This window comes from Martelella alba (genome assembly GCF_006516955.1).
Classification (GTDB): domain Bacteria; phylum Pseudomonadota; class Alphaproteobacteria; order Rhizobiales; family Rhizobiaceae; genus Martelella; species Martelella alba.
In genome coordinates this window covers 210,520-222,717 of sequence record NZ_VHLG01000007.1, presented here as the reverse complement: position 1 = coordinate 222,717, position 12,198 = coordinate 210,520, and the positions used below count along the sequence as shown (strand labels likewise).

The window sequence follows — 12,198 nt, the reverse complement described above, 5'->3', positions numbered from 1 at the left end:
AAACGTCTTCGATCGGCATCAGGAAGGGCTGGTCAACCGGACGCTCAGGCGTCGGGATGTAGGCATCAACAGCAGCCATCAGTTCACGAACAGCATCTTCGCCGATCTTCTTGTCGCTGTCTTCAAGAGCGGCAAGAGCCGAACCCTTGATGATCGGGATATCGTCACCCGGGAATTCGTAGGAGGACAGAAGTTCGCGAACTTCCATCTCAACCAGCTCCAGAAGCTCTTCGTCGTCAACCTGGTCAACCTTGTTCAGGAACACGACCAGAGCCGGAACACCAACCTGACGGGCAAGCAGGATGTGCTCGCGGGTCTGCGGCATCGGGCCGTCAGCGGCAGACACAACCAGGATCGCGCCGTCCATCTGGGCAGCACCGGTGATCATGTTCTTGACGTAGTCGGCGTGGCCGGGGCAGTCGACGTGGGCGTAGTGACGGCTTTCCGTCTCATACTCAACGTGAGCCGTCGAAATGGTAATACCACGGGCCTTTTCTTCAGGCGCTGCGTCGATCTGGTCATAGGCGCGGAAATCGCCGAAGAACTTCGTAATCGCAGCTGTCAGCGAAGTCTTGCCGTGGTCAACGTGACCGATCGTACCGATGTTGACGTGCGGCTTCGTGCGCTCAAATTTACTCTTTGCCATTTGAATGCTTCCTGTAACTGGTAACACGGATGACCCGGCGAACCGGTTTAGTGCCGCCGTTTAAGGCTTTCGCGCTGAATAAGCAAGACCAAATCCAAGACTTTTGCCCCTGCCATCGGTCAAACCAACTTCAGTTGCCGCTTCAGATGCATTTCCTTGCACCGTGACAGCGAATTTGCCTCACAAGCCATTGACTTGCCGCTGTCACCCGCGATCGAAAGAATATGCTTATGAGACAGATATTTTCACAGGAATGACGTTGCCCGCCCTAATTTCGGCCCAAGCGCCGATCAGGACAGCCGAGACGAAGAGGGAGAACACCGAATGGAACGTCAGCCGTACGGAGCCGGAAAGGCACCGGCAATGATCCTCGCCGCCGTGGCGGCCATCGCCACCCTTTGCCTGTTTGTTGCAGGCATCTACGCCGACAACTGGTTCCTCGCCTATAATCGCGACGTGCTGCACAATGACACATTTACCTCGCAAAGCGCCGTCACCCATTCGCTGACGTCACACAGCCTGGTGATTGCCGGCTGCCTCATCGCGCTTTTCATCGTCATGACGATCGTCAATATGGCCTGGCAACAGACAAAACTCATGATGCTGTCGACATTTGTTTTCGCCACGACATTTGCAGCGATCCTGTTCCAGAATCGCTATTTCTTCGCCCGCAACGTATTTCGCACCATGACACCAGACCATCAGCTGGAGCTGAACCCGATCGCGATCATGCTCTATCCGATGTTGATTTCCGTCGGCGTCGCGATTGGCCTCACGGGTGCGATCTTCCTGCTGCGCATGGTCAAGCAGTCACTCTCCCCCGACAGAAAGCACTGAAGCGCTCACACAGATTCGCGGGCGCCCTGAAGTCCGAAAACGAATGAGGGCTCCCCCTCGCCCGCCTGCGGCAGCTGTGCGCTGACAACCCTGTCGCGTCCGATACGTTTGGCCTCGTAAAGCGCCTGGTCGGCAAGCCGGTAGAGCGCATCAAAACCAGCATCCGCCTCAAGATCGCCAACGCCGATCGAACAGGAAAGCCTGACACCCGAATCAATGCCGGGCACCACACTTGCGGCAAATTGCCGTCGGATCCGTTCAGCCATGGCCACGGCAGCGCGCGCGTCAAGACCGGGCGCCACAATCGCGAATTCATCACCGCCAAGGCGACCGACAATATCCATGCTCCGCGATTGGCTGGACAGGATGCGCCCGAACAGCCTGAGCACAGCATCGCCCGCCGGGTGTCCACGCGTGTCGTTGATCGCCTTGAAATCATCAAGATCGAGCAGGATCAGCGCTGTCGTCGCCGTATCCGGCTGAGCGAAAAACCGGTGAACGGCCCGCTCAAATCCCGCCCGGTTCAAGACACCTGTCAGGTGATCGCGATCACGCTGGCTGTTTAGGCTGTCGAGCGATTCGACGAAATGCGAGGCCAGCACTTCGAGCGCCAGCACCATGGCGAACAGCAGGATATAGACCTGCATGAACTGCCAGAAGATCGACTGCGGATCGGCAATATCCGGTGTTGCCATCACGCCAAGTGTCCTGACCGAATGCATGACGCCAAGCGCCACCAGCGTCCAGAAGATCAGCTTGTCGTGGATACTGTCATCACGCCTGATCCAGAAACGGAACACCGTCAGCGTCATAAAGGCAAAGAGCCCGGCATTGATGGCAACCGTTCGCGACGTAATAGTTCCGAACAGATAGAAGCCATAATAGAGCGTGCACAGGGCGACGAAGGCTGACAGGTTCAGCAGGATGCCGAATGTCTTGCCGCGACGCTGAAGCAGCGCTTCGCCCAGCAGGATCTGCGTGGCGATGAACATGAAATTGGCCGCTGGCAGAACGACATCATGGGATACGTAATCCCGGAGCAGCATCGTACAAAAGGCGCTGGCGAGAACGATATAGCTGGCGGCCAGGATCAGAAGATAGTTCCGCCTTGCACCGGTGAACCAGGCAACAACAAAACTGCCAGCGAGGATAAGCAACCCACCTGGCACCATAAGCGCTTGCATGTCTATCAATTGTCGCGCGCCTCCGACACCGGCGCTCCCTTTATTGCCCGCCCACCATCGGACACGCGATCATACGCTGCTGCGGTGAAACATCAGTTTACGTTAAGCCCATATGAAGCGTAGCAAATCTATCGGAAAGGGGGAAACGAAAAGATCGTCATGCCGCAAGTTTCCCGAGAGCGACTGGAGCGGGTAGCGGGAATCGAACCCGCGTATTCAGCTTGGAAGGCTGCTGCTCTACCATTGAGCTATACCCGCGGATCAGTCAGTTGCTGGTGGTGGTGGAGGAGGTTGGATTCGAACCAACGTAGACTAAGTCAACGGATTTACAGTCCGTCCGTTTTAACCACTCACGCACTCCTCCAGTACCAGCCTGGATGGCGCTTGCCATCTCTCGACGCTCACTTGGCTTTAACCTTCAGGGGCTTGCCCTGGGGCGACTGCTTCGGTCGCGTCGATCTGCGCCGCGTATATGACCGTCTGATCACGCTCTGTCAACACGCCTTCGCAGAAAAAAATGACGAAAACATAACATTGAAACTGTCCCCTTCATTTGTCGCCCCATAAAGGCCGGGGGACTAGGCGGACGCGAAGCCGCGACGTATAAGGCATTATGAGCAAAAGAGATGACGATACCGGCAGCGCCAAGGATGCGCACTACGCCAAGCTGCGCAGAAACCACCGTGACGCAAAACGTTCGCGTGGCGAATTGCCGTCGCAACCGGCCGCACACCGCAAGGCTGCGAATGCATCGCGCGGCATCACGCCGCCAGCCGACGAGGTCTATCTTTACGGCCTTCATACGGTGCGCGCAGCGATAGACAATCCTGAACGCACGCTTCTTGGCCTGAAAGTGACCCAGAATGCACTCGCGCGCCTGACAGCGGACAAGCCACTGCCGGAGACGCTTGCCGTCGAGACGGTCCGTCCACAGGAAATCGACGCCATTCTTGGCTCGGACGCTATTCATCAGGGCGTTATGCTTGTGACACGCCCCTTGCCAGTGCGCCGGCTCGAAGCGCTCAAGGACAGCCCGCTTCTTCTCGTTCTCGATCAGGTGACAGATCCGCACAATGTCGGCGCGATTCTGCGCTCCGCGGTCGCCTTTTCCGCCGGTGCCGTCATCACCACCATGCGCCATAGCCCAACCGAATCAGGCGTCATGGCAAAATCGGCATCAGGTGCGCTGGAAATGATTCCCTATATCCAGATCACCAATCTGGCGAATGCACTGGAAGAACTGCACGGGCTGGGCTTTTTCAGCGTCGGGCTTGATTCGGAAGGCCCCGCCCCGCTGGAACAGACCATGCGCGGCGGCAAGATCGCACTGGTTCTCGGGGCTGAAGGCAAGGGTCTCAGGCAGAAGACCCGCGAAACGGCAAGCGCGCTTGCGCGGCTCGACATGCCAGGTGAAATCAAATCCCTGAACGTCTCCAATGCGGCGGCCATTTCGCTCTACGCCGCCCGGCAGTTTATCTTCAAAGCATCAGGCGATTGATCAGAATCACCCAAAGCCCTCACGAATTCCCCGGCACCGGCCGGAACCAAAATACCACCGAAGCGTTTTCAAAGCGGTTCCTGATCCTCGCCAGAAAGAGCCTCGACCATGCAACTTGTCTTTTCCGACCTCGACGGAACACTGCTCGACCACGAAACCTATGATTTTGCTCCAGCATTGCCGGCCCTTCAGCGTCTGAAAGAACTGAACATTCCGCTGATCCTCGCCTCCAGCAAGACCGAGGCGGAAATGCGCCCTATCGCCGCAGAACTCGGCCTGGACGAACCGATGATCGTTGAAAACGGCGCCGGCATTGCCGGATCCGATCCGGCGCATGGCACCAGCACCTATGCGCAGCTGCGCCAATGCCTGAACGAGATGCCACCGGAACTGCGCGGCAGGTTTCAGGGTTTTGGAGACTGGAGTGTCGAAGAGGTTGCCAAGCGCACGGGCATGACGCCGGCAAAGGCAGAACTGGCCCGCCGCCGCGCTTTTTCCGAACCCGGATTATGGTCCGGCTCGAACGCGCAAAGGGCTGAATTCGAGGCCTATCTGGCCGAAAGCGGGTTTCAGGCCGTCAGGGGCGGACGTTTCTACACATTGATGCCAAAGACCTCGAAGGCCGAACGCATGGCCGAGATCACGGCTACCTATCAGCGCATGAGTCCGGACCCCGTGAGCACTATCGCACTTGGCGACGCGCCGAATGATCTCGCCATGATCGAAGCGGCCAATCATGGTTTCATCATCGCCAATCCGGCGCATGATCCGCTCCCGGTAACCGAGCGTGAGCGTCAAGGCTTCATCCGCCGCTCCCAAAAGGCCGGGCCGGCTGGCTGGAGCGACATGATATTGCAATTGCTTGGATAGTATAGTTTTCCTGAAGGAGGGCATGGCCCCTTCCGTGCAGCGCCCCTGGCACGCGCTGACACCAAATATAACAACAAGGAGCGCTTGAAATGGCTGATTTTCACCAGAATGGTGTCGTTGCAACACTGCATAATCTGCGAGAGCGTTCGCTGCACCGTGTCGAACGCGAACTGACCAGTTTCAGCGCCACGCGACCGATTACCCTGATCCTGCCATCGCTGTTCTCCGAACTGGAAGCCGATGCGCTGGACAACATCGTCAATCATCTGACGGAAGTGCCCTATATTTCCAACATCGTCATCGGCCTCGATCGTGCCAATGAGGAACAATATCGTTATGCGCTGAATTATTTCAGCCGCCTGCCGCAAAACCATGCGGTTTTGTGGAATGACGGGCCGCGTATGCAGGCGATCCACAATCGCCTTGATGACGCCAATCTGGCCCCGGAAGAGCCCGGCAAGGGCCGCAATGTCTGGTATTGCATCGGCTACGTGCTCGGCGCACGCAATTCATCAGTCGTAGCGCTGCATGACTGCGACATCGTCACCTATTCGCGCGAGATGCTGGCCAGGCTCGTCTACCCCGTGACCAACCCCGCCTTCCCTTATGTTTTCGCAAAGGGCTACTATCCCCGCATTGCTGGCGGTTCGCTGAATGGTCGCGTTACGCGGCTTCTCGTCACGCCACTGTTGCTGGCACTTGAAAAAACCATCGGGCACCAGCCCTATATCGACTATCTGAAAGCTTTCCGCTATCCGCTTGCCGGCGAATTTGCCATGCGCACCCATATCCTGCCCGACATCCGCATCCCCTTCGACTGGGGATTGGAGATCGGCGTGTTGTCAGAGCTGTGGCGCAATTATTCCAACAGCGCCATCTGCCAGGTCGATATTTCCGACGGCTACGACCACAAGCACCAGCCCCTTTCGGCAGAAGATGCCGCCAAGGGCCTGTCGCGAATGTCGACCGATATCTGCAAGGCAGTGTTTCGCAAACTCGCCACAGATGGTGTGACCTTCTCGCAGGAGACACTCAGAACGGTAAAGGCATCCTATTTCCGCACAGCTCTCGACCTTGTGGAGATCTACCACAACGACGCGCGGATGAATGGCCTTTCCACGGACCGACACAAGGAGGAGCAGGCCGTCGAACTGTTCGCCAAAAATCTGATCGAGGCGGGAAACAGCTTTCTCGATGACCCCGATGCCACCACATTGATGCCGCGCTGGAACCGGGTCCTGAGCGCACTGCCGGATATTCTTGATGAAATGCAGGCCGCCGTCGCCGCAGATATGGCGGAAAATCGTTAATCCGACTGCGTCCGCGCCCGTTAAGCGTAAGCATTCACTTTCTGTTTTTGTCCGCCTTCAAATCGTGATGAAGGCGGACAATATAGTTTATTGACCGCTTTATTTTCTGCGACCACAAGCAAATACGCCTTTGTAACCAGACGGAATCCCTTGGAATAAAAAATATATATTTCCAAAATCGTCAAACGTAGTCCACTGGTCAGCATTGCAAAATTTCGCTCACGACTTACTTCACAAGCTATGAATATTTTAGCTTAATTTAGAAAACGTAAGCAAATATTCTTTATTTAAATATGAATAAATTTCATACTACTTATTTTCCTGTAGATTCTCATTTCGAAACCTGATAAATGCAGAAAAACAAGAAAACCGGGGAGAGTGTCTTGAAGCCGAATCTGGGTTAATAAGAAGTAACGATATTTTCTTTTTACAAAACGGCAGTTTTGATGAGCAACATATCGAGAAAATGGCTCTGAAAACTGCAAAAAACTGATTAAACTTATGATACGGACCGTGAGAAACGGTAACCGCGCTCAGGCCGAGTTGCGAATAATTTGTCGCGTCATCAGGTCCATATCGAGCATAGGTAGGCAAATTCATGTATTCCAAAATCCAAGATCCAATGCCGGAGAACATCTCATCACTCACAGCCAACATCGTTACGGCCTATATCAGCAGAAATGACGTCTCGGCAGATGAACTGCCGGCACTTATTGCAAGTGTCCAGCGCGCACTTGGACAGCCCGACCAAGCCGGTCAGAGCTCCCACGGTGAAACCTGGTCGCAGCCCAACAGCGGTCAGACGCCAGCGGTACCCGTCGCGCAGTCGCTTGAGAACGACTACATCATATGCCTGGAAGACGGCCGCCGCTTCCGTTCGCTGAAGCGACATCTCAAGTCACAGTATAATATGACGCCCGATGAATATCGGATCAAATGGGGACTACCGCCTGAATATCCCATGGTGGCGCCATCTTATGCAGCAAGGCGCTCACACATCGCCAAGGATATCGGCCTCGGCGTCACCGTTTCCAAGCGCACGCCAAAATTGGAAGACAAGTCCTAAAGGCAAACGAGGCGGGGATTTTCCCCGCCTCAAGACTGTTGAAAAGTCATTTGCCTGGGCTGGCACAGCCGCCCCCCGCCATCGTCATCCCCGTGCTCGTCGCGGGGATCCAGGCTATTCAAGGCATTGGATTAAAACAGTCTTTCGCCGATCAGAGCACCCTTGCCTCAACGGTGCAAAAACTGGACCACATCTCAGGCGTCGGGTTCACGACACCTGATCCGCCCGCTGCGGCAGGTCGCCGGTTTCGCGAAAGATCTCCGCCGCAATTGTACCGGCAAGTCCGGCCTCAATGCCCCTTCCATTGAGCAGGTTATACCAGAACACGCCATGGATCATCGCTGACAGGAGTGCCGGATCGCGAGCTGGCGATAGCTCGCCTCTTTGCTGCGCATGCCGCAGAAATTCCGTCACGATCGCCTCTCGCGGCTTGACGAAGCGTTCACGGAAAGCCGTTTGGAATCCGTGCGTTTCCTGCGCTGCTGCAATCAGTGCCCGTAATGTGTCACCATCAGCGCGCAGATGCATGAAAACGTCATTCAGATAATGTTCCAATTGCTGCCGCATTGGCAGATCGACCGCTACATCAGGTGAGGAAACCTGACGATTGGCTTCATCGAAGACGGCATCAAGCACGAGATCCGCCTTGGTCTTCCAGCGGTTATAAAGGGTCTGGCGCGCCACACCCGCCTTTTCGGCAATCATGGCAATTGAAACACGGCCATAACCGTGCCCGCGCACCAAAGCCAGCGCAGCATCCTTCAGGGCCTGCCCCGCCTCAAGATCGCGTGGCCGGCCGCTTCGCTTGCCATCGTCATCCATTGATCCCCCTCCCGATAATCCATTCACGGCGCATGCGCCATACCGGATTGATTTTTAGACTATCATCCATTAAATAAATAGACTGCAGTCTAAAAATAATCTCAGCACCATTTGCGATGCCCGCCCAGCAGGACCCATTCATGTCACCGCATCAGGAAATGCGCCGGATTACGCCCGGCCGTGCCAGAGCCATTACCGGCGTTCTTGCGCTTTTGTCGATCTTTCCGCCGCTCGCAACGGATATGTATCTATCCGCGCTTGGTCATCTCGCCCGCGCCCTGAATGCAAGCCCCGAGGAAACCGGCCTTTCATTGTCGCTGTTTTTCTTCGGCCTGTGTATCGGCCAGCTCATCATGGGGCCGCTCATTGACGCTTACGGGCGCAGGGCACCGCTGCTTCTGGGAACATTACTGTTCACGCTAACCTCTGCTGCCCTGTTGATGGTTGATCATATTGCCACGTTCAATCTTCTCCGCCTGTTCCAGGCCATTGGCGCGTGCGCCGGTATGGTGGTCTCGCGCGCCGTGATCAACGATCTTTACGAAGACCGGCAGGCGGCAAAGGCTCTTGGTGTCCTCGTCATGCTTATGACCATCGGCCCGATTATCTCGCCAACGCTCGGCAGCCTGCTTCTGGAAGCCTTTGGCTGGCGCTCGATCTTCGTCGCCATGATACTGGTGGGGATTGTCGCGCTTGTGCTTTCCTATCTGATCATTCCGGAGACATTGCCGCACGCCAAACGCGCTGATGCACCGTTCCGCACGGCCGGACGCAATGCGCGTCACCTCATCACTTTGCCAGGCTTTATCGCACCTGCGCTCGTTGCAGGCCTTGTCCAGGGCGGCATGTTTGCCTTTATTACCGGCTCTTCCGGCGTCTTTCAGGGCGTGTTTGGTTTGAGCAGCCTTGCCTATGGCCTGGTCTTCGCGGCCATCGCCATGGCTCTGGTTCTGTTTACCCAGCTCAACAACAAACTTCTCGATCACTTTACGCCGCAAAGGATCATGGCGGTCGGCCTGCCGGTCTATGTCGCGGTGACCGCCGTCACGGTGATCGTTTCAGCAAGCCCGTCAATCTGGCTCTTCACCGCCCCTTTGTGGGTTGCCATCGGCATGGTCGGCCTGCTGTCAGCCAACGCCATGGCCGTTACCATGGCTGCGGCAAAACAGGGCGCCGGCATCGGCTCGGCCCTTCTCGGCGGTATCCAGTTTGCGCTCGCCTTTGGCGTGTCATCATGCGTTGCACTTGGCGGCAGCGACACACCGCTTCCGATGAGCCTAGGCCTGCTTCTGCCAGCCACCTTCGCCTGCCTGCTCTGGTTCACCAGCCGCCGCAATATTGAAGGCTCCAGCCCAATCCGATCGGAGCAAAGCCAGGGCCGATAAGCGCAGCAGCCAAAAACAACAGGCTAGAGCAGCAAACACAACCTGACAGTTGAATTCTGCTCCGGTGATTTCCGCTTGGCCACCGTCTCAATGGGCAACGGCACTGGTGGCCTCGCGGATGACATCGCCACGCTTCTTGCGGGCCAGAGCAGCCTCGCCACCGCTCGTCGCATGATAGAGTGAAAGCTGTTCGAACTCATCCTCACCCGGTGGCGCAATGGCGATATCGTTGTAGTTGTAGCGCTCTGGATCCGCCATCACTTCATCGTATGTTTTTTTGGCACCGGCATAAAACCGCCAGTATTTCCAAAGTTTCACAGCCGTGCTGCCCCAATATTTCGGATAGAATACAAAGGGTGATTCCAGCCTCATTCCGTGACGGCGATCGCGCCGTGATTTCAGCCGCAGCGCTCCGCCTTCCAACGGATGCACGCCCTCATGATCGATCATCAGCTTGAACCAGAGCATGGTCTTGAAGACCTTTTTGGGTCTGCCATTAGGAATTTGCGCGGCGCGCTTCATCACGGTTCGCATATGATCGGGGCTGTAGAACGTGTCCCAGGCCAGCTTGTAGGCTTCCTCCCATTCCGTGTCGGACATTTTCGAATGGTGCGTCACACGGTGATTGAGGTCATATTTATTGATGTCGCCATCCATCCACTCACCGCGCGCCACCATATTCTTGTGATCTTCCGAGCCGGGGAGTGGCGTCAGGATGAAGAATTCGAGCAGGTCGACAGGCAGTTCGCGTTTGATGATCTCGATGTCTCGAACAATGGTTTCCTTGGTGTCGGCCGGAAATCCAAGGATATAGCCGGCATAGGTGACAGCACCATGAGCGCGCCATTTCTGCAGCATGGCGCGATATTCGGTAATCTTGTTCTGTCGCTTCTTGGCTGCAATCAGGTTGTCGGGATTGACGTTTTCCAGCCCGATAAACACGGTTCTGGCTCCGGCCCGCGTCGTCTTTTCGATGAAATTCGGGATTTTGTGACAGAGCGTGTCGACCTGAATGGTAAAGCCAACCTTGATCCCCTCCTCTTCGCGCAGCTTGATCACGCGATCCATCAGGATTTCCCAATCGCTGTTGCGCGCGAAATTGTCATCGGTGATGAAGAAGCGCTTGATCCCCTGCGCGACATTGACGCGGATGATGTTCTCCAGATCATCCGGCGTGCGGAAACGGCTCTTGCGCCCCTGAACATTGATGATGGTGCAGAAAGAACACTGATAGGGGCAGCCGCGACCAAGGTCGATGCTGGAATAGGTGCCCGATGTGCGCTCCACATGCTTGCGCGGCAGGATGGGTGCCGGCTCTCCATTGAGTGCAGGCAGCTGATTCATGAAATTGTAGAGCGGCTCCAGACGGTCGTGATAGGCATCACGCAGAACCTCATCCAGCCGCCCCTCCTCCGCCTCGCCGGCAAAAAGCGAAATACCAAGCGACTGTGCCTCTTTCAGCTCCGGCGGCATTTCGGGCAGCATGGCGATACAACCGGAAACATGGAAACCACCAATGGCAACCGTCAACCCGGCTTCGCGGAACCGCCGCGCCATATCAAGCGCTCGCGGATATTGATTGGACTGGACGCCGACAATACCGATCAGCGCCTTTCCGCCGCGCCGCTTGAGATCCCGGATGATCCGGGCCGGATAGACGCGGCGGTTGGTCTCGTCATAAGTCTCGATACAGATGTCGACAGCATCACCGAGCACACGCCGTTCGCGTGCATCTTCTGCAAGACCGTTCATGCAGGCCAGCGTATTCGATGGCAGGGCCGAGCGAAACCACTGGATGGGATAGCCATCATCGTCGTAATGCGTCGGTTTCACGAGAACCAGCGTGAACACCTCTCCGCCAGCACCTGATGGAATAGGCCTCTCGGTCACACTCACATTCATAGTTCCTCGCAAGAAAGGCACATCGTGAAAAAGAAGAAAAGCAGCCCCTGGCCAAAGCGCTACGCAGCATTGATTTAACAATGATCATGCCCGGTTAATGGGGCAAGAACAAGCCACGGCAGTGTGAAGTGTTCGTTTCACTAAAAGATTTGCGAAAAAACAGCCTGGGCGCCGTCATCATGGTAAGGCATTACTATTCGTCGCCGCTGACGGCTGCATATCTGCAACGTGCACGTTCAAAGCCACACTCAGTCAGATTGCCTGAGCGGCATTGAGGCCTTGTTTCTCAACGTCATCAGACTTTCAGAGCTTGCCACCCCATTCTGCGATCTGGATACCGCTCCAGACGGCAAGCCGAAGAACAACCAGAGCGGCCAGACTGAAGCGATTTTCAGTCAGGATTGACTGACTAAGAGCGCCAGTCTCGAAGCGACAAACAACCCAGTGCGACGCCAAAAACCGAACAAGCAAGTATCGGCTTCACCCTTCAGAAGATATTGATTTTCATTGGAAATAATGGCGCACCCGAAGAGATTCGAACTCCTGACCCCCAGATTCGTAGTCTGGTGCTCTATCCAGCTGAGCTACGGGTGCTTGCCTTTTTTTGCGACCGCCGCGTCGTCTGCGGGGTGCGAGAGGGCTTCTACGGGTTTCGCATTTGGAATGCAAGAGACTTTG

General features: G+C 56.0%; 10 protein-coding genes and 3 tRNA genes. 6 read left to right on the top strand and 7 right to left on the bottom strand.

The genetic code is table 11. The features are described from left to right. A partial coding sequence (locus FJU08_RS12680; RefSeq protein WP_141149371.1) for a GTP-binding protein occupies window positions 1-646 on the bottom strand: 646 nt, incomplete at its 3' end. Between the two features lie 324 nt (window positions 647-970). On the opposite strand from FJU08_RS12680, the gene FJU08_RS12675 reads away from it, so the two are divergent. Continuing rightward, the gene (locus FJU08_RS12675; protein WP_141149370.1) at window positions 971-1,483 is read left to right on the top strand and encodes a hypothetical protein; all 513 of its coding nucleotides are present in this window, start codon (window positions 971-973) and stop codon (window positions 1,481-1,483) included. A gap of 5 nt (window positions 1,484-1,488) precedes the next feature. Here FJU08_RS12675 and FJU08_RS12670 read toward each other — a convergent pair whose 3' ends face one another. From FJU08_RS12670 to FJU08_RS12660, 3 genes are all read right to left on the bottom strand, one after another. Then, entirely contained in the window at window positions 1,489-2,667 is a 1,179-nt protein-coding gene (locus FJU08_RS12670) for a GGDEF domain-containing protein (RefSeq protein ID WP_235890680.1), read from the bottom strand. A gap of 184 nt (window positions 2,668-2,851) precedes the next feature. Continuing rightward, window positions 2,852-2,925: transfer RNA gene (locus tag FJU08_RS12665), tRNA-Gly, on the bottom strand. A 21-nt stretch (window positions 2,926-2,946) separates the two neighbouring features. Then, a tRNA-Tyr gene (locus tag FJU08_RS12660) sits at window positions 2,947-3,031 on the bottom strand. Between the two features lie 249 nt (window positions 3,032-3,280). Here FJU08_RS12660 and FJU08_RS12655 point away from each other — a divergent pair. From FJU08_RS12655 to FJU08_RS12640, 4 genes are all read left to right on the top strand, one after another. Beyond that, window positions 3,281-4,165 carry a TrmH family RNA methyltransferase gene (locus FJU08_RS12655; RefSeq protein WP_141149368.1) on the top strand — a complete coding sequence of 295 codons (885 nt, stop codon included), beginning with the start codon at window positions 3,281-3,283 and terminating at the stop codon, window positions 4,163-4,165. Between the two features lie 108 nt (window positions 4,166-4,273). Beyond that, window positions 4,274-5,035, top strand: a complete 762-nt coding sequence (locus FJU08_RS12650; protein ID WP_141149367.1) for an HAD-IIB family hydrolase — start codon at window positions 4,274-4,276, stop codon at window positions 5,033-5,035. An 89-nt stretch (window positions 5,036-5,124) separates the two neighbouring features. After that, on the top strand, window positions 5,125-6,345 hold the full coding sequence (locus FJU08_RS12645; RefSeq protein ID WP_141149366.1) for a glycosyltransferase family protein: 1,221 nt from the start codon (window positions 5,125-5,127) through the stop codon (window positions 6,343-6,345). A gap of 598 nt (window positions 6,346-6,943) precedes the next feature. Further along, on the top strand, window positions 6,944-7,411 hold the full coding sequence (locus FJU08_RS12640; RefSeq protein ID WP_141149365.1) for a Ros/MucR family transcriptional regulator: 468 nt from the start codon (window positions 6,944-6,946) through the stop codon (window positions 7,409-7,411). Between the two features lie 207 nt (window positions 7,412-7,618). Here the strand turns inward: FJU08_RS12640 and FJU08_RS12635 are convergent, their stop codons facing one another. Continuing rightward, the gene (locus FJU08_RS12635; protein ID WP_141149364.1) at window positions 7,619-8,233 is read right to left on the bottom strand and encodes a TetR/AcrR family transcriptional regulator; all 615 of its coding nucleotides are present in this window, start codon (window positions 8,231-8,233) and stop codon (window positions 7,619-7,621) included. 140 nt (window positions 8,234-8,373) lie between these two features. Between FJU08_RS12635 and FJU08_RS12630 the strand changes: the two genes are divergently transcribed. Beyond that, the gene (locus tag FJU08_RS12630) at window positions 8,374-9,618 is read left to right on the top strand and encodes a multidrug effflux MFS transporter (RefSeq protein WP_210245225.1); all 1,245 of its coding nucleotides are present in this window, start codon (window positions 8,374-8,376) and stop codon (window positions 9,616-9,618) included. Between the two features lie 87 nt (window positions 9,619-9,705). Here FJU08_RS12630 and FJU08_RS12625 read toward each other — a convergent pair whose 3' ends face one another. Continuing rightward, the gene (locus tag FJU08_RS12625) at window positions 9,706-11,514 is read right to left on the bottom strand and encodes a B12-binding domain-containing radical SAM protein (protein ID WP_235890675.1); all 1,809 of its coding nucleotides are present in this window, start codon (window positions 11,512-11,514) and stop codon (window positions 9,706-9,708) included. Window positions 11,515-12,037: 523 nt separating this feature from the next. Beyond that, a tRNA-Arg gene (locus FJU08_RS12620) sits at window positions 12,038-12,114 on the bottom strand. Window positions 12,115-12,198: the final 84 nt, after the last annotated feature.